The 17,565-nt window shown below is 59.2% G+C and carries 17 protein-coding genes and 3 tRNA genes; 14 read left to right on the top strand and 6 right to left on the bottom strand.

Features of this window, described 5'->3' with window-relative positions; translation table 11 throughout:
* Positions 1 to 123: 123 nt before the first annotated feature.
* From FGL86_RS12235 to FGL86_RS12220, 4 genes are read left to right on the top strand one after another with little or no spacing between them, the layout of a single operon-like run.
* Positions 124 to 489: a response regulator transcription factor gene (locus FGL86_RS12235; RefSeq protein ID WP_147184811.1), complete on the top strand. Its 366-nt coding sequence runs from the start codon at positions 124 to 126 to the stop codon at positions 487 to 489.
* Complete coding sequence (locus FGL86_RS12230; RefSeq protein ID WP_147184810.1) at positions 486 to 2,630, top strand: 3'-5' exonuclease; 2,145 nt, start codon at positions 486 to 488, stop codon at positions 2,628 to 2,630. Before FGL86_RS12235 ends, FGL86_RS12230 begins: the two co-directional genes overlap by 4 nt.
* Entirely contained in the window at positions 2,627 to 2,824 is a 198-nt protein-coding gene (locus tag FGL86_RS12225) for a hypothetical protein (RefSeq protein WP_147184809.1), read from the top strand. The genes FGL86_RS12230 and FGL86_RS12225 overlap by 4 nt, the downstream gene beginning before the upstream one ends.
* The gene (locus FGL86_RS12220; RefSeq protein WP_147184808.1) at positions 2,814 to 5,555 is read left to right on the top strand and encodes a sensor histidine kinase; all 2,742 of its coding nucleotides are present in this window, start codon (positions 2,814 to 2,816) and stop codon (positions 5,553 to 5,555) included. Before FGL86_RS12225 ends, FGL86_RS12220 begins: the two co-directional genes overlap by 11 nt.
* 20 nt (positions 5,556 to 5,575) lie before the next feature.
* Here FGL86_RS12220 and FGL86_RS12215 read toward each other — a convergent pair whose 3' ends face one another.
* From FGL86_RS12215 to FGL86_RS12205, 3 genes are read right to left on the bottom strand one after another with little or no spacing between them, the layout of a single operon-like run.
* The gene (locus tag FGL86_RS12215) at positions 5,576 to 6,706 is read right to left on the bottom strand and encodes a DUF294 nucleotidyltransferase-like domain-containing protein (protein WP_147184807.1); all 1,131 of its coding nucleotides are present in this window, start codon (positions 6,704 to 6,706) and stop codon (positions 5,576 to 5,578) included.
* Positions 6,707 to 6,724: 18 nt separating this feature from the next.
* Entirely contained in the window at positions 6,725 to 7,015 is a 291-nt protein-coding gene (locus tag FGL86_RS12210; RefSeq protein WP_147184806.1) for an HlyU family transcriptional regulator, read from the bottom strand.
* A 14-nt stretch (positions 7,016 to 7,029) separates the two neighbouring features.
* The gene (locus FGL86_RS12205) at positions 7,030 to 8,250 is read right to left on the bottom strand and encodes an argininosuccinate synthase (RefSeq protein ID WP_147184805.1); all 1,221 of its coding nucleotides are present in this window, start codon (positions 8,248 to 8,250) and stop codon (positions 7,030 to 7,032) included.
* A gap of 200 nt (positions 8,251 to 8,450) precedes the next feature.
* On the opposite strand from FGL86_RS12205, the gene rnt reads away from it, so the two are divergent.
* Positions 8,451 to 9,116 (top strand): ribonuclease T, encoded by a 666-nt coding sequence (gene rnt / locus FGL86_RS12200; RefSeq protein ID WP_147184804.1) that lies wholly within the window; start codon positions 8,451 to 8,453, stop codon positions 9,114 to 9,116.
* Positions 9,117 to 9,144: 28 nt separating this feature from the next.
* Here the strand turns inward: rnt and FGL86_RS12195 are convergent, their stop codons facing one another.
* Positions 9,145 to 9,492: a Grx4 family monothiol glutaredoxin gene (locus FGL86_RS12195; RefSeq protein ID WP_147184803.1), complete on the bottom strand. Its 348-nt coding sequence runs from the start codon at positions 9,490 to 9,492 to the stop codon at positions 9,145 to 9,147.
* Between the two features lie 183 nt (positions 9,493 to 9,675).
* On the opposite strand from FGL86_RS12195, the gene argF reads away from it, so the two are divergent.
* From argF to nadB, 8 genes are all read left to right on the top strand, one after another.
* Positions 9,676 to 10,596 carry an ornithine carbamoyltransferase gene (gene argF / locus FGL86_RS12190; protein ID WP_147184802.1) on the top strand — a complete coding sequence of 307 codons (921 nt, stop codon included), beginning with the start codon at positions 9,676 to 9,678 and terminating at the stop codon, positions 10,594 to 10,596.
* A gap of 7 nt (positions 10,597 to 10,603) precedes the next feature.
* On the top strand, positions 10,604 to 12,418 hold the full coding sequence (gene uvrC / locus FGL86_RS12185; protein ID WP_147184801.1) for an excinuclease ABC subunit UvrC: 1,815 nt from the start codon (positions 10,604 to 10,606) through the stop codon (positions 12,416 to 12,418).
* 62 nt (positions 12,419 to 12,480) lie between these two features.
* Positions 12,481 to 13,029 (top strand): CDP-diacylglycerol--glycerol-3-phosphate 3-phosphatidyltransferase, encoded by a 549-nt coding sequence (gene pgsA, locus FGL86_RS12180; protein ID WP_147184800.1) that lies wholly within the window; start codon positions 12,481 to 12,483, stop codon positions 13,027 to 13,029.
* A gap of 77 nt (positions 13,030 to 13,106) precedes the next feature.
* Positions 13,107 to 13,181 (top strand) — tRNA-Gly (locus tag FGL86_RS12175).
* A 181-nt stretch (positions 13,182 to 13,362) separates the two neighbouring features.
* Positions 13,363 to 13,436, top strand: a tRNA-Cys gene (locus FGL86_RS12170).
* A 29-nt stretch (positions 13,437 to 13,465) separates the two neighbouring features.
* Positions 13,466 to 13,552: transfer RNA gene (locus tag FGL86_RS12165), tRNA-Leu, on the top strand.
* A 53-nt stretch (positions 13,553 to 13,605) separates the two neighbouring features.
* A complete protein-coding gene (locus FGL86_RS12160) occupies positions 13,606 to 14,748 on the top strand; it encodes an FUSC family protein (protein ID WP_186764399.1) in 1,143 nt (380 codons plus the stop codon).
* Entirely contained in the window at positions 14,745 to 16,337 is a 1,593-nt protein-coding gene (gene nadB / locus FGL86_RS12155) for an L-aspartate oxidase (protein WP_147184798.1), read from the top strand. The genes FGL86_RS12160 and nadB overlap by 4 nt, the downstream gene beginning before the upstream one ends.
* Here the strand turns inward: nadB and FGL86_RS18315 are convergent.
* Entirely contained in the window at positions 16,327 to 16,770 is a 444-nt protein-coding gene (locus FGL86_RS18315; RefSeq protein WP_342780035.1) for a protein YgfX, read from the bottom strand. The genes nadB and FGL86_RS18315 overlap by 11 nt on opposite strands.
* On the bottom strand, positions 16,730 to 17,041 hold the full coding sequence (locus FGL86_RS12145; protein ID WP_147184796.1) for an FAD assembly factor SdhE: 312 nt from the start codon (positions 17,039 to 17,041) through the stop codon (positions 16,730 to 16,732). The genes FGL86_RS18315 and FGL86_RS12145 overlap by 41 nt, the downstream gene beginning before the upstream one ends.
* 183 nt (positions 17,042 to 17,224) lie before the next feature.
* Here FGL86_RS12145 and FGL86_RS12140 point away from each other — a divergent pair, with 183 nt between their 5' ends.
* Positions 17,225 to 17,521 (top strand): integration host factor subunit beta, encoded by a 297-nt coding sequence (locus FGL86_RS12140; protein WP_147184795.1) that lies wholly within the window; start codon positions 17,225 to 17,227, stop codon positions 17,519 to 17,521.
* Positions 17,522 to 17,565 lie beyond the last annotated feature (44 nt).

Raw genomic sequence — 17,565 nt, 5'->3', positions numbered from 1 at the left:
TTTCCCTGATGGACGAGCAATTCCGATAGACGAACATTGAGCCTAGCAGCTTGTGCCAAGGTCGTCTTTCCACGGCTTTCGATCTCCCACTAGACTGCAGGTAACCTCTGTTAGGAGAACAAGATGACCAAGATCCTGGTGGTGGACGACGAGCCCAATATTTTGCTGTCTCTGGAGTTTCTCATGCAGCAGGCCGGATTCGAGGTAATAACGGCGGAGGATGGCCAGAACGCCCTGGATCAGGCAAACCAGGCGATGCCGGATCTGGTGCTGCTGGATATCAGCCTGCCGGATATCAGCGGTTTCGAGGTGCTGGAGCGATTACGCCAGGAATCCCCCCGGCTGCCGATCATCATGCTCACCGCCCATGGGCGGGAAGTGGAGCGGGAGAAAGGCCTGGCGCTGGGCGCCGACGACTATATCACCAAGCCTTTCTCCACTCAGGCCCTGGTGGAAAAAGTCACTCGTCTGGTGGACGTGGCGGAATGACGTCTCGATCTCGCCCCGGCTTGCCTAGACGTCAGCGACTGGTAGGCCTTTGGCTGGTGACCAGCGGGCTGGCTCTGTTCGTCGGGGTGTTGCTGGCCCTCTGGCTCGATACCCGGCTCGCCCCGGCGGGCCTGCCGCGCTGGGGGCTGTGGCTGGGGTGTCTATCGGGTGGCATTGCACTTCTGCTGGGAGGGTTACTGCTGGAGCGACAGCTACTAGGACCGCTACGCCGACTACAGGTGCTCATGGCACGTCTGGCGGCCAATCCGGATGCCCGGGATGATTATCCCCCGGAGGGATGGCTGAGCGGCCTGGCACCGGATATCCAGCAATTGCGCGAGCGTTGGCGAGCGGATCGTCGCAAGCTGGCCCGGGCGCACAGCGAGGGCGCCCGCAGCGCGGCGCGCATTCGTCAGGAGCTTGAAGCGCTCCTGCAGCTTATCGACGTGCCGCTGCTGGTATACGATCGTCACCAGCGGCTGCTGCTGTTCAATCACGCGGCGGAGCTGTTGTTTGCGGAACATCCGGGGCTCAGGCTCGGCAAGCCGCTGCAGGGACTGCTGGAAAACAAGAGCCTGGACTATGCCCTGGTCCGTCTGCCGGAAGACGGCACCCCGCGGGAGCTGTTGCTGCCTTACCGCAAGCAGGCCGATCTCGAATCGTCCTCCGCCAGTTCGCCCTCTCTCGAACGACCCATGGCCGAGCATTGGCTACGCTGCACCCTGCGGCGTATTCCACAAAGCCAGAGCGAGACGCTGCTGACCCTCGAAGACGCGACGGCGGAATCGCATCAGGAAATGGCGATTCGCGGTGAACTGGTCGAACTGGTCACTCAGCTGCGCCGGCATGGAGCAGGCTTGGCAAGTGCTGCTCAGGCGCTCAATCAGCCTTTCGCTGAGGGTTCGTCATCCAAGGAGATTTCGCTCTCTTTACGTGAGCGTCTCGCCAAGGCCCTGGATGAAGAAGCCACGGCGCTTTCCCGTACCATTCAACAGACCGGTCAGACGCTGGAACGTCTACAGCGACAGGACAGTCGCCTGTTGTCGCTGTGGTCCAACGATCTGTGGCGGGCGCTGGGGGAGCGACTGGAGCGCCACGGCATCGCTCTTACACCGATAGGCATGCCCGCCTGGCTCAAGGCGGACGCACCGACCCTGCTGGTGCTGATGGAAGATCTGGTCACGAAGCTCGCCGAGCATTGTCGGCTGACACGGTTCGACGCGGAAGTCAGGCTCGGCAACAAGCGTGTCTACCTGGACCTGATCTGGCCTGGAGCACAGCCATCTCAACAGCAGCTGCAGGCGTGGCTCGACCAACCCCTGGAAGCGCTTCCCTTGGCGCCCAGTCTGGCGAAAATGCTTCAGCAGTACGACAGCGACCTGTGGAGCGAGACAGATGAAGACGGCGAGCATGCGCGTCTGCGGCTACCCTTGCCCGCCGGCGAACGGGTGGGCGCGCCGCTTGCCCGCAAGGCACCGCGCCCGGAGTTTCACGACTATGGCATAGCATCGCTGCCGGCGCCGGATTCGTCTCTTGGCTCGCGTCATATCGGCGAGCTCGAGGTCATCGCTTTCGACACGGAAACCACCGGCCTGGAACTTCGCCGGGGGGACCGGGTGATCAGCATCGGCGCCTGCCGAATCGTCAATCGCCGCCTGCTGGCGGATGATGTTTTCGAAAGCCTGGTGGATCCTGAGCGGAACATCCCCGACGCCAGCACCGCGATTCATGGTCTGACGGACACGGATGTCGCAGGAGCACCCACCCTGACGAGAATCATGCCCCGTTTTCGCGATTACCTTGGCGACGCCGTGCTGCTGGCGCACAACGCTTCCTTCGACCTGCTGGCGCTGCAGCCGCCGGGGAGCGAGGTGGTCCTGGACATGCCGGTGCTGGACACCCTGCTGATCTCTCGAGGCCTGGACCCGGGGCTCGAGGGGCACGACCTGGATAGCCTGGCGGAGCGTTTCACGCTTTTCGTTCCGGAAGGTCTACGCCATACCGCCCTGGGTGATGCTCAGCTCACCGCGGAGCTGTGGCTTACCCTGCTGCCACGCCTGGAAGCGCGCGGTATCACCACCCTGGCGGATGTGCTGGAACTGCAGACCAACGCTTTCGACAAGCAGGATGCCAGCGCATGAAGCGATCGCAGCACAACGAACGCCTGCTGGCGGTGATTGCCTTCGCCGCGGTGCTGTTCACACCGCCGTTGATTCTGATCTTTGACCAGCACGCCGCCGATACCCCGTCCTGGTTACCGCTTTATCTATTTATCGCATGGCTAGCGGTCATTGCCCTGGTGGCCTGGCTGATGGAGCGGCCTCGTGATCGGTAATGTTTTTGTGCTGGTCACCGCCTTCGGCTATCTGGCGCTACTTTTTGTGATCGCCGCCTGGGGAGATCGCCGCGCCGGCCAGGGGCGCTCGCTGATCGGTTCCGCCAATGTCTATGCGCTATCCATCGCGGTCTACTGCACCGCCTGGACCTTTTACGGCAGCGTCGGTCGCGCCAGCCAGTTCGGCCCCAGTTTCCTGCTGATTTACCTGGGACCAACCCTGGCGATGTTCACCGGCCCCTTGATCATTCGCAAGATGGTGCGTATCGCACGAGCGCAGCGCATTACCTCCATCGCCGACTTCATCAGCGCACGCTACGGCAAGAGCGGATTCCTGGGCGCCTTGGTGGCGCTGATCGCCCTGATCGGCGTGACGCCCTATATCGCGCTACAGCTCAAGGCGATCACCTTGAGCCAGGCGGTGCTTCTGAGCTACCCGGATTCACCGAGCCAAAGCATCGCCGAGGAAAGTTTCCTGACGGACAAGTCGTTCTGGGTCGCGCTGGTGCTGGCGGTATTCATCATCCTCTTCGGCACCCGCCATCTGGATGCCAGCGAACGCCACGAGGGCATGGTAGCGGCCATCGCCTTCGAATCCCTGGTCAAGCTATTCGCCTTTGTCGCCGTCGGCATCTTCTGCGTATTCGTGCTGTTTCAAGGCCCGTCGGATCTGTTTGCCCAGGCCGCTGCTCAGCCGGAAGTGCTGAAACTCCTGAGTCTGGATAGCGTGCCCGGCGGCGCCCTGGGTTGGACCGGCATGCTGCTGCTGGCGTTTCTGGCCTTTCTGAGCCTGCCGCGCCAGTTCCAGATCCTGGTGGTGGAAAACGTCGACGAGCAGCACATACGGCGCGCCAGCTGGCTCTTTCCACTTTACCTGCTGGCCATCAACCTGTTCGTGATTCCTATTGCCCTGGCGGGTCTCGTGCTATCTCCCGGCAGTCACCCGGACAGCTTCGTGCTGACTTTGCCCCTTTCCACAGGGCTGGAAGCGCTGCCGCTGATCGTATTTATCGGTGGACTTTCCGCTGCTACCAGCATGGTCATCGTCGAGACCATCGCGCTTTCCACCATGGTCAGCAACCATCTGGTCATGCCCTTGCTGCTACGTTCCCGACGACTGCATCTCGGCGAGCGGCGCGATCTCTCCGGCTGGCTGCTGGGCATTCGAAGAATAGCCATATTGCTGATTCTGCTGCTGGGCTATCTCTACCATGCCCTGATCGGCGACTCTTACAGCCTGGTCACCATCGGTCTGGTATCTTTCGCCGCGGCAGCGCAGTTCGCACCGTCCCTGTTGCTGGGGCTCTACTGGCGCAGTGCCAATCATGCCGGCGCCAGCCTCGGATTGATCGCTGGCTTTTGCGTCTGGGTCTATACCTTGCTGCTGCCGGGCTTCGCCCAGTCCGGCTGGCTCGCCGCAAGCTTCGTGGTCCAGGGTCCCTGGGGCATCGATTGGCTGCGCCCTTACGCGCTATTCGGCATCGAACTCGGGGATATCTACAGTCATTCGCTGCTCTGGAGCCTGCTCGTCAATGTGGGGCTGTTGATCGGCGTCTCGCTGTTTACCCGCCAGTCCCGTCTGGAGCAGACTCAGGCGGCGCTTTTCATCGGTGCCTTGCGAGTCGGATTCGAACACGCGCCCCTCTGGCAAGGTCAGACCACACGAGGAGAGCTGCGTCGCCTGCTGACTCGCTATCTCGGGGCCGCGGCGACCTCTCGCGTACTGCTCGATTTTCAGACTGACGAACTTCCCCCCAGCGACCAGCCTGCCAGTCCGGAGCTGATCGCCCGGGCGGAACGCGCCCTCGCCGGCGCCTTGGGCAACGCCTCGGCGAGAGTGCTGATCAACTCCGTGGTACGCGGCGAGGCGCTGGATCTGGAAGCGGTGCTGAGCATCCTCGACACCACCTCGCAAACCCTGGAGTACAACCGTCGACTCAAGCAGAAATCCGACGAGCTGGCGCGCATTGGCGAAGAACTGCGTAGCGCCAACGAGCGGCTGATGGAGCTCGATCGACTCAAGGACGAGTTCGTGGCCATGGTCAGTCACGAGCTGAGAACGCCCCTGACATCGATCCGGGCCTTCGCGGAGATCCTGAAGGAAAACCCCAACCTCGACGAAGCCAAGCAGGCGCATTTTCTCGATATCGTGGTTCGAGAAAGTCAGCGTCTTTCCCGACTGATCGAGGATATTCTCGATCTGGCCCGGCTGGAATCTGGCCGCATGGCCCTGAATCCCCGGCCATTGGATCTGGTGGAGCTGGTACGTCACGGCGTGGCGACGGTGGAGAAAGTGCAGCAGCAGCGTGGCATCAGCCTGGAAGTGGATATCGAGCTGGAAAAAGCGCCGATCGTCGGCGATCCAGACCGTCTGGAACAGGTACTGCTCAATCTGCTGGACAACGCCAGCAAGTTCGCCGCGGACGAGACGCCTCGCGTGCGGCTACATCTGTATCGTCACAAGGATCGTTACCGCGTGGCGGTAGAAGACAACGGCCAAGGGGTTCCGGAGGAGGAACAAGATCGGGTATTCGAGAAGTTCCATCAGCTGGAACGCCACAGCAGCGAACAAAACCCGCCCCGCGGGCGCCCGAAAGGCAGCGGTCTTGGCCTTGCCATCAGCCGCGGCATCGTTGCCCATCTGGGCGGGCAACTCTGGTGCGAGTCGTCTCGGCAACTGGGTGGCGCCAGCATGGTGGTCGAGCTACCGCCGGCGCCGCGAACCCCATGAATCACTGCCTTGCAAGAACCTCAATCGGCGCGACTAGCCTGGGCGAGCAATCCCTTGATCTGCTGCAAGTCGTGGCGCAGCAGCAGCCGCTCGGCACTGGAAAGCGCCGATACATTGACCCAGTAATCCGGCGCGCGCCCCTGGGCCAGACTATCCATTTGGGTCTTGAGCAAGCGCTCTTGCAGCCGATCCAATGCCTCCTTGAGCGCCATGGCGCGCGCGGCACCCATTTTTTGCAGGGCGACCAGTTCCGTCAGACGACCACGAGTATCCCCACTCGAACAACCATTGGCCACCGCCAGTAGACGCACCGCGTTCTGTAGTGGTATCAGCCCCTGGCGTTTCAGGTCGATAACGCCCCGATGAGGCGCGTCCTTACCATCGCCCATCAGGCGACCCAGCCGCCCCAGGGCAACCGGCGTTTCATCGAGCAGATCGCGCATTTCGCCCAGAAACAGATGTGCCGATGGTACTCGCCAGACAATATGTTCCCGTAACTCGCGCGCCAGGGCGCTATCGCCATAAACCGGCGCGAAGTCGAACAGGATATTGGCCTGCTGCACCCGCTTGACACGGCGCTGCGCGGTCCAGATATCGAGCTGTTTACGCCATTCCGACAGACGCTTGCGCCACATAGGCCAACGCGCCATCACATGGGCATGGCAGCGCGGAATACCCGCTTCGTGCAGACGCTCACCGAAGCGGTACCCCAGGGATTGAAAATAGCTGTCGATGGTATCGTGCTCGGCATCCGAATATTCGGCAAGAATCATGGCATTGTCCTGATCCGGCCCCAGCAGGCATTCGTGACGGGCGACGGACCCCAGAGTCAGCACACAGAAAGCCACCGGCGGGTCTCCCCAGCCGGTGGCTTGCATTTCCTCGAGGGATAGATTGATGGCGCAGCGATACAGCCAGGCGTTGTGGTCACCAAGCAGTTGACTGATTCGCCAGGCGGGAATATCCAGTCGTATCAGCGCATCGACCAGCATAGGCTGCCAGGCTTTCGCTTCCGCAAGGGTAGGCTGCGACCCGAGGCTCAGCAACGCTCCCTTGAGTGGCGTCAACAGGGCGGGCCAGGCGCGAGGATCCGGCAAGGCGTCCTCGGCAAACAGCTGGCGCCAACTAGAGGCCCGATGCAGCAGTCGCATGTCAGCGCCTACCGCCAGCTAGCGTTTTTCGAATATCTGATCCCCAAGGTCGTCGATCAAGCGCTCGGACTTCTGAATAGTCAGGTCGATGCATTCCTGACGGGAACCGACCATATCCGAACGCTCGAAACGGTGCTCCAGGGTTTTCCCATCTTCTATCGGTTTGCGAATCCAGCCGCTGACTCGATACTGGCCGCCGGCGCTCTGAGGATCAGGAGTAATCAAGTAGTCGCGATATTGCGTGGCGGGAATTTCTTCGTCGTTGACATTGCCACCGCGAAATAGACCATCGATCAAACGCTTGAGCATGACATTTCCCTCTCTCAGTCAGCCTTTCGCCCCTTGCCGGCAGCGATACGTAGCCGCAGAGCATTGAGCTTGATGAAGCCTTCCGCATCCTTCTGGTCGTAGGCGCCGGCATCGTCTTCGAAGGTCGCAATGGACTCATCGAACAGGGACTGCTCCGACTTACGACCGACTACCGTGGCGCTGCCCTTGTAGAGTTTCATGCGCACCACACCGCAGACGTTTTCCTGAGTGGCATCGATGGCCGCCTGCAGCATCTTGCGCTCCGGGCTCCACCAGTAGCCGTTGTAGATCACCTTGGCGTACCTGGGCATCAGCTCATCCTTGAGGTGCGCGGCTTCGCGATCCAGGGTCAAGGATTCGATGGCTCGGTGGGCGCGCAACATGATGGTGCCCCCGGGGGTTTCATAGCAGCCGCGTGACTTCATCCCCACATAGCGGTTCTCGACGATATCCAGACGCCCGATGCCGTTGTCGCCGCCCAACTGGTTGAGCTTGGCCAGCACTTCGTGGGGCTCCAGGGACTCGCCGTCGATGGCGACAATATCGCCTTTCTCGAAGCTCAGTTCGATGTAGGTGGGCTGGTCCGGGGCAGCTTCCGGGGAGACGCTCCAGCGCCACATGTCCTCCTCGGCTTCCATCCAAGGGTCCTCGAGAATGCCGCCTTCGTAGGAGATGTGCAGAAGATTGGCATCCATGGAATACGGAGATTTCTTCTTGCTCTTGGAGTAATCCACCGGAATATCATGCTTCTCGCAGTAGGCCATCAGCGTTTCGCGAGAGGTGAGATCCCACTCCCGCCAGGGGGCAATGACCTTGACCCCGGGTTTCAAGGCGTAGGCGCCCAGTTCGAAACGCACCTGATCGTTGCCCTTGCCGGTGGCGCCGTGAGAGATGGCGTCGGCGCCGGTTTCATTGGCGATCTCGATCAGGCGCTTGGCGATCAAGGGGCGAGCGATGGAAGTACCCAGCAGATACTCCCCTTCGTAGATGGTGTTGGCGCGAAACATCGGATAAACGTAGTCCCGCACGAATTCCTCGCGCAGATCCTCGATGTAGATTTCCTTGACTCCCAGCGCCTGTGCCTTGGACCGCGCCGGCTCCACCTCTTCTCCCTGCCCGATGTCCGCCGTGAACGTCACCACCTCGCAATCGTAGGTTTCCTGCAGCCACTTGACGATCACGGAAGTATCTAGGCCGCCGGAATAGGCGAGCACGACCTTCTTGACATCGGACATTCCAAACTCCTTGGTTAACGTATCGGTAGTTCGCGGGGTATAAGTATGTCGGTAGTTCAATAGCACTACAGTATAGCGTCGTCAGTGCGCTCGGAATACCGGGGCGGCTGAAACCGAAAACGATTTCGCCACGGCGCCAACGTGATAAAGCTGATAATATTTCTCGCGTCGGACACCCCTCAACGGTAATGGAGAGATACATGCTCGAAGCGAGTGCCCGGGAGATGATGGCGCGACGTTTTCGCAGTTATCTGCCCGTGGTGGTGGATATGGAAACCGGCGGATTCGATGCCAAACGGGACGCCATACTAGAGATCGCTGCGGTCACTCTGAGCATGGACAACGAAGGCAACCTGCTGTCGGATGAAACGTTTTCCTTCAATATCAATCCCTTCGAGGGAGCCAATATCGAACAGTCCGCGCTGGATTTCACCGGCATCCGGCTGGATTCCGCGCTGCGTCGGCAAACCGCGGTCAGCGAAGGCGAGGCCATCAAGGAAATCTTTCATCCGATTCGCAAGGCGATCAAGGCCAATAATTGCACTCGAGCCATCCTGGTCGGCCACAACGCCGCCTTCGATCATGGTTTTCTCAATGCCGCCATCGAGCGCAACGGCATCAAGCGCAACCCTTTTCACCCTTTCTCGAGTTTCGATACCGCATCGCTGGCAGGCCTGGTCTATGGTCAGACGGTACTGGCCAGAGCCTGTCGCGCCGCGGGTATCGAGTTCGATAACGCAGCGGCGCACACCGCTCGCTACGACACAGAGCGCACCGCGGAGCTGTTCTGCGCCATGGTGAATCGCTTTAAGGATCTAGGAGGTTGGCAGTTGGCGCTACGTGAGCAAGGCATGGAGGAAGATTGACCCTGCCCACGTTTTTTGATGATTTCGCTTATTCGTCTTGGGGCTGCTGAGCACTGGCTCGCTGAGCCGCCTCCTTGATCAACGGCTCCAGTTCGCCATTCTGGTACATCTCGACGACGATATCGCAACCGCCCACCAGTTCGCCTTCCACCCACAACTGCGGGAAAGTCGGCCAGTTGGCGTATTTGGGCAATTCGCTGCGAATATCCGGGTTGTCGAGGATATTGACGAAGGCGAAACGCTCGCCGCAGGACATCAGCGCCTGTACGGTTTGCGCGGAAAAGCCGCACTGGGGTAGTTGAGGGGTGCCTTTCATGTAGATCAGGATGGGATTTTCGCTGATCTGCTTCTGAATGTTCTCGAGAGTGGTGCTCATTGAGAATCCTTTTGTCGGAGGAGAGTAGGTTCGGTATCTATTCTACTGAGGATGCTGTGTGAATACAGCCGCCCAATAGAAGAGTCGCGTGTTTCCTACCATGGGGACGGCGAAGCCGAACGTCAATTGCGCCAATCTCAACGGCTAGCTAGGATGGGAGTTTTTGCGCGGAGAGTGACACCCATGGCGACACGCCATTTTCTGACCTTGCTGGATTTCTCGACGGACGAACTCGATTACCTGATAAACCGAGCCATCAGCATCAAGAACGGCCTCAAGACTCATGGGCCTACCTACACGCCGTTTGCCAATCGCACCCTGGCGATGATCTTCGAGAAATCCTCGACCCGTACGCGAGTGTCCTTCGAGACCGCCATGGCCCAGTTCGGGGGGCACGCGATGTTTCTTTCCCCCCGTGACACCCAGCTTGGCCGAGGCGAGCCGGTGGAGGATACCGCCCGGGTGCTGTCGGAAATGGTCGATGCGGTAATGATTCGCACCTTCTCTCACGAAGGTCTGGAAGCCTTCGCCCGGGCCAGTCAGGTGCCGGTGATCAATGCGCTCTCGGACGACTATCACCCCTGCCAGCTGTTGGCGGATATCATGACCTGGACCGAGCGTCGCGGCTGGGTAAAAGGGCGTACCGCAGTATGGATCGGCGATGGCAACAACATGTGTCATTCCTGGATCAACGCCGCCCGCCAGTTCGATTTCAAGCTGCGTATCTGCTGTCCGGAAGGCTATGACCCGAATCCGGGCATCGCCGCCGCCGCCGGCGACCGCGTCACGCTGATGCGCGATCCGCAGCAAGCCGCAAAGAACGCGGATCTGATTACCACGGACGTGTGGGCCTCCATGGGTCAGGAAGAGGAACAGGCCAAACGGGAAGCGGACTTCGCCGGCTTCCAGGTTGATGAAGCCATGCTGGATCAGGCCGGCGAGAACGTGCTGTTCCTGCATTGCCTGCCCGCCCACCGCGGCGAGGAGATCAGTGAAACGCTACTCGACGATCCCCGCGCCGCGGTCTGGCAAGAGGCCGGCAACCGCCTGCATGCACAGAAGGCGCTGCTGGAATTTCTGATGCTGGGCAGAGTCGAAAGCTGATTTCGTCATGAGCTTTGATCCTAAGAAGTTTCTCAGCACGGTCAGCGAATCCCCGGGGGTCTATCGCATGTTCGATGCCGCCGGCGATACGCTGTACATCGGCAAGGCCAAGCGCCTCAAGGCGCGATTGGCCAGCTATTTTCGCGGCGCGCTGAACGCCAAGACTCAAGCCTTGGTATCGCGTATCGCGGACATACAGGTCACGATCACCCGCAGCGAAACCGAGGCGTTGCTCCTGGAACAAACGTTGATCAAGGAGCTACGACCGCCCTACAACATTTTGCTGCGGGACGACAAATCCTATCCCTTCGTGTTTGCCAGCGACCGCCATCCCTACCCTGCCCTGGAATACAAGCGCGCCCGCAAGCGCCGGGACGATGGCCGCTACCTGGGTCCCTACCCCAGCAGCGGCGCAGTGCGGGAAAGTTTGTCCCTGATGCAGAAGATCTTTCATATCCGTAACTGCGAGGATACGGTCTTTGCCCATCGCAGCCGACCCTGCCTGCAGTATCAGATCGACCGTTGCAGCGCGCCTTGTGTCGGCTATATCAGCCAGGAGGAATACCAGCGGGACTTGAACAACGCGATCATGTGCCTGGAGGACAAGAGCGACCAGGTCACCGATCAGCTCAGCAGGGACATGGAAGCGGCCAGTGAGGCGTTGAATTTCGAGGAGGCGGCGCAGCTGCGCGATCGTATCCAGCAGCTTCGCCGCCTGCAGCGGCGTCAATTCGTCGATACCGAAGGCGGCGACGCGGATGTCTTTGCCTTGGCGGAACGCCCCGGGGCCCTATGTATTTCCGTGCTGACCGTGCGTCAGGGCCGCATGCTGGGCGCGCGTCATCACCAGCCGCAAAACGGCCTGGACCTGGAACCCCCCGCTTTGCTCGGCGAGTTCGTCAGTCAGTTCTATCTGGGTCAGAACCGCGACCCCGCTGCGGAAATCATTACTTCTCACGGCTTGCCGGAAGAATCGCTGCTTCAGCAGGTGCTGAGCGCGCGCGCCGGCAAGCATATCCGCGTGGCCCATAAGGTTCGCGGCCATCGTGCCAAATGGCAGGAACTCGCCACGACCAACGCGGAACAGCAGCTGGCCGCTCAGCTCGCCAGCCAGGCGCAGCTGACCAAGCGTTTCAATACCTTGCGTGAAGCCTTGGATCTCGAGACCGTACCGGAGCGCCTGGAATGTTTCGATATCAGCCATAGTCACGGCGAAGCGACGGTGGCATCCTGCGTGGTGTTCGATCAATCTGGACCGGTCAAGTCGGACTATCGTCGCTTCAACATCGAAGGCGTCGCGGCCGGGGATGACTATGCGGCCATGCGCCAGGCGTTGACCCGGCGATTCAAGCGCCTGATTCAAGGGGACGGTAAAAAGCCAGATATCCTATTGGTGGACGGCGGCAAGGGGCAGCTCAACTTGGCGCGAGAGGTGTTCGAGGAATTAGGGATTACTGATATCATGCTGCTGGGTGTGGCCAAGGGGACCACGCGGAAACCGGGTCTGGAAACCCTTTTCGTCGAGACTACCGCACGCACCTTGACGCTGGAAGGCAGCTCCCCTGCCCTGCATCTGATTCAATACATACGCGATGAATCACACCGCTACGCGATTGCCGGTCATCGAGCTCAGCGCGACAAGACTCGACGCACTTCAACGCTGCAAGCGATTCCAGGGATCGGCCCAAAGCGACGCCGAGAACTGCTGCGTTTCTTCGGCGGCCTGCAGGAAATACGTCAAGCCAGCCAAGACGAATTGGCTCGCGCTCCCGGCATCAGCAAGAGCCTGGCAATCAAGATTCATCAAGCGCTGCATGGATGATCCTCGGCGCTGCGCATAGAATGGCATCTTTCGACTCATCAGCTAGGAAAAGCGGCGCTTTCATGAACATCCCTAATCTCCTGACCCTTGCGCGTATTGCATTCATCCCGCTGCTGGTGATGGTGTTCTATTTACCTTACAACTGGAGCTTGCTGCTGGCCGCGGGATTGTTCGGTCTGGCCGCCCTGACGGATTGGCTCGATGGTTTTCTGGCCCGCCGCTGGAATCAGAGCACCCCTTTTGGCGCTTTTCTCGATCCGGTGGCGGACAAGCTGATGGTTGTGGTGGCGTTGGCCTTGCTGATCGAGCGCTTCGATACGCCTTGGTTGACGCTCCCTGCTCTGGTGATCATCGGACGTGAAATCGTGATTTCAGCGCTCAGGGAGTGGATGGCGGAAATGGGCAATCGAGGCCTGGTAGCGGTTTCCTGGATCGGCAAGGTCAAGACTACCCTACAGATGATTGCGATTTTACTGCTGCTGGGATTCGCCCCGGGCACACCGATCGCGCAGTTGGGGGTAATTACTCTGTATGTCGCCGCAGCGCTGACCCTGTGGTCCATGCTGCAGTATTTACGCGCTGCCTGGCCGCATCTGAGCCGTGGAATGTAAGCTATCGCCATACGGACACTTTTCCGATAAGCGATTGACAAACACCGACCCAACCGTATAATTCACACCCGAGTCGAGCGGGAATAGCTCAGTGGTAGAGCATCGCCTTGCCAAGGCGAGGGTCGCGAGTTCGAATCTCGTTTCCCGCTCCAGACTTAAGTGAAGAGCAGTAAGCGAGGGTCGCGAGCTGGAACGCCAGTCCGATCAAATCTCGTTTCCCGCTCCAGACTTAAGTGAAGAGCAGTAAGCGAGGGTCGCGAGCTGGAACGCCAGTCCGATCAAATCTCGTTTTCCGCTCCAGATAGCACAAAATAAGCAACTATGACCTAATAAGGCTGGATGGCAGAGTGGTCATGCAGCGGACTGCAACTCCGTGTACGCCGGTTCGATTCCGACTCCAGCCTCCATTTCCTATCAGTCTTTCTAAACGAATCCCGCCCGGATGGCGAAATTGGTAGACGCAAGGGACTTAAAATCCCTCGGTGGCGACACCGTGCCGGTTCAAGTCCGGCTCCGGGCACCAGCGCTTCGAAGGCTTGGATGCCACCGCCCTTTTGCAAGGGGCTTCATTCGGTTATGATGCTGCCGCGCCTGCGTGACCCCTACTTCAATTATCGCTACCGCCATCAATTGCATGTGCTCCGTGTCACCGTAGCGATCTCCCTTACCTACACTTTACTGCTGATTTTCAATTTTCCTCACGCGGTCTGGGCCTTGCTTAGCGCGCTGGTGGTCATGAACAACCTGCCCTATGTCGGAGGCGTTCTCGACAAGGGCGGGCAGCGCTTGCTAGGAACCCTTTTGGGGGCGTTGTGGGGAATCTTGATTACGCTGATACCAGGTACACCGCATCTGGTAGTGGCAGGATGGGCCTTGCTCGGTATTGCCCTCGCGACGGGCATCACCTTTACTACACGATATGTCTACAGCGGCTTGATGTTCTGCGTCAGCCTGCTGGTCGTTGTGGGAGATGGCCAGCAAGACTTGAGTATCGCACTGTGGCGATTCTTCAACGTCATGCTGGGAACCAGCGTGGGCATTGCAGTCACCGCATTACTGCTTCCACAAAAGGCAACGGACGTGCTGCGCTTTCTGCTGGCGGAAAACCTGGATACACTGGCTCGTCTTTACCATACGCATACCAGCGCCAGCACTTCAGCGGATATTGATACAAAGCAACTGGTCGGTGAGATCGGCAGCCGCTTGATCAAGCAGCAGGGTCTGATGGACTCCATCGAGCGGGAACGTCGCCTGCGCCACGAAGAGCTCGAGCAGATCCTTTCACTCCAGTGGCGAATGCTTTCTACCGTCGAACTCTTGCTGAATACCCTCTGGAATACCCGTGCCGGCTATGAACGCATCAAGTCCTTAAAGGGGTTTCGCGACCAACAGCACCACCTGGCCCGGGCCCTGGGCACCCTGGCCTTTCAGGTTCGCACCGGCCAGAACATCGATATCACGGTCGAGCCTTTCGACCTTCAGCGCCATGCGGACGCGATCACCTCGGCGAATACCGAAGAAGGGCGAATGCTGTTCAGCCCCGGTGGCTACCTATGGCTCAATCGCGAACTCTATCGGCTTAGCTTGGAATTGATCTCGCAGTTGGGCGGAATACGCCGCTTGCCCAGCCGACGCCTGCGACGGCGCGCCAAACGCCACAAGTTGATCGCAAGCCAGCCTGTTGAATACCACAACAAATCAAAAGGATTCGATCCTTGAGTGCTAATTCTCACGACCTCTTGATCGTTGGCGGTGGTATCGCCGGCCTCGCTCTCGCCCTGGAAACCGCCGCAACGCGCAAGGTTACCTTGCTGCGGCCTTTCGATGATGACCGTGGTGCCAGCCGCTGGGCTCAGGGAGGCATCGCGGCGGTGCTGTCCCCCCAGGACAGTATCGCGGATCATGTAAGAGATACGCTGATAGCCGGCGATGGTCTTTGCGATGAAGCCGCCGTGCGGTTTACCGTCGAACACGGCCCTCGTGCGATCGAATGGCTTCTCGAGCTGGGCGTACCTTTTACCGCGAACGAAAGCGACGAAGCAACCTATCCTTATCACTTGACCCGTGAAGGAGGCCATGGCGCGCGACGAGTGATTCACGCTGCGGATGCCACCGGCAGTGCCGTCATCGAAACGCTACTGTCGCAAGTCAAGGCGCATCCCCTGATCACGCTTGAAGATCGACTGACCGCGATCGCGCTGATAGGCGATGTGCGAGGGCAATGTCGTGGTGCTTACTGCCTGGATGCACAGGAGCGTGTTCACGAACTCCGAGCTCAGGATACGGTGCTCGCCACTGGCGGCGCCAGCGGCCTTTACCAACATGCTACCAGCCCGTATCCCGCCTGCGGCGAAGGTATGATGATGGCGTTCGACATCGGTGCGGAACTGGCCAATCTCGAGTTTCAGCAGTTTCACCCTACCTGTCTTTATGATCCCGACAGACCGCCTTTCCTGATCAGCGAGGCGGTGCGCGGCGAAGGAGGTATTCTGCGCGATTTGAGCGGACGACGTTTCATGCCGGACATCGATCCACGGGGCGAACTGGCTCCCAGGGACATCGTGGCGCGTGCGATCGACGCTCAATTACGGGAAAGCGGCGCGTCGCATGTATTGCTTGATATCACGCATCTGCCGAAGCGGGAAATAGAGCATCTTTTCCCCACCATCAGGCAGCACTGCTTGGGTCGCGGTATCGATATCGCCCGACAACCCATTCCTGTCGTACCCGCGGCTCACTACAGCTGTGGTGGTATCGTCATCGACTTCAACGGCAAGACCGCCGTGCCGCATCTTCATGCTATCGGCGAAGTATCCTATACCGGGCTGCACGGCGCCAACCGCATGGCCAGCAACTCTTTGCTGGAATGCCTGGTATTTGCTCATGCCGCCGCAAGATGCCTTCGGACTGTTGACCCCTGCATTGATAGCCCGATTCCGCCGTTACGCTTGGCTTGCGGCTCCAGGGCTGTCCCGGTCCAGTTGGCTAATGCCCTGGAGCGATTACGCCGAATAATGACGACTCGAGTCGGCATCGTTCGAGACGATGCCGGGCTCAATCAGGCCGTAACGGAGTTGATGACACTGGAAAACGACTGCAACCAGCGTTGGAACGCCTGCGCGCCAAGCGCGGCATTGATGCAACTGCGTCAGGCAATCGCCTTGGGCCGCCTGACGATAGAAGCCGCCATGTCGCGACGGGAGTCTCGCGGCCTGCATTTCAATCTGGACTGCCCTGATCACGAAGCTGAACCGATTCCGCCTTTACGGTTTCATCAAAAAACTGCAGGTAACGCTGCTAATACTTGAAGCCATCGTCATGCATGAGATCGTTGTGCATCAGCAGATGCCGTCGCAGCTTGCGTAAGGTTTCACTCGTCGCGCTATCCGGCCATAGCCAGCAGCGTTGCCGGTCAACGTCAAGCCCGATCAGCCAGGGCCCCAGATAGGCAACGCGTACGTCAACCGCCTGCCAGGTCGAGCTCTCGTCGCAGCGCCATTGCCATTGACCTTCCCGCTGCTGACCCATGGTCTTCTCGTACGCGAGCCATCTCAGACTATAACGCTTGCGCTTGCGGCAACTCATGAATACGACAGCGGCACTGCCTGAAAGCGTCACAAGAACCAGCCATGACGGCCCAAAGAGCCCGACCAGACCGAGTACACCGACGCCCAACAAAACATGGCAGGCCTCGGCCAGGTTAGAGGGTACGATATTGATCGTTATCGGTGGTTTCCGCATACTCGATAATCAATTGAACGATACGCCGGCGATTAGGATCGTCGGGAAGCTGACGACGCATCAACCATTGAAACAGGTCCTGATCTTCCTCTTCGATCAAAGCTTGATACGCACGACGATCATCCGCCGCCAAAAGTGAATAGCGGTGCTTGAGGAAAGGTATCAACAGTAGATCGAGCTCCCACATGCCGCGCCGCGAATGCCAATATAAACGCTTGAGTTCCAGCTTATCGTCCTGAGGTGATTCGCTCAAAGTTGACCTCGATCTCATCGATGATGACAGCCAGCATTATAACCCAAGGACCGATACGCGTCAGGAGCGCGCACAAAGGTCGGTCTGCTCGCTGATGATTAGTCCTAGATCTTTGTTTTAGCAAGGTTTATAAAGTATGCTGGAAAAATGGCAATGTGAAGGTAGTGCCATCCCAGTGGCAATACGGCACGGAGTAAACCGATGACCAAATCCGAGTTGATCGAGCAGATCGCCATGCGCCAGCCTGAGCTGCCGGTCAAGCAAGTCGAAACCGCGGTACGTATCATTCTTGACGATATTACTGAAGCGTTGGCCGAAGGCGGGCGTGTGGAAATTCGCGGTTTCGGTAGTTTTTCACTGCATTATCGTGATCCTCGAACAGGACGCAATCCAAAAACCGGTGATCCCGTCGAACTAGACGGAAAATATGTTCCCCACTTCAAGCCGGGTAAAGAGTTACGCGAACAAGTCGATGCCAGCCGTGCGCTTGGCTATTAAAATTACTGGCTGGCGCCGGGTTCTTTGGGCTATGTTACCCAGCC

Origin of the sequence: Pistricoccus aurantiacus, from assembly GCF_007954585.1 — a bacterium.
GTDB classification, from domain to species: Bacteria; Pseudomonadota; Gammaproteobacteria; order Pseudomonadales; family Halomonadaceae; genus Pistricoccus; species Pistricoccus aurantiacus.
This window is presented reverse-complemented; position numbering and strand designations above follow the sequence as displayed.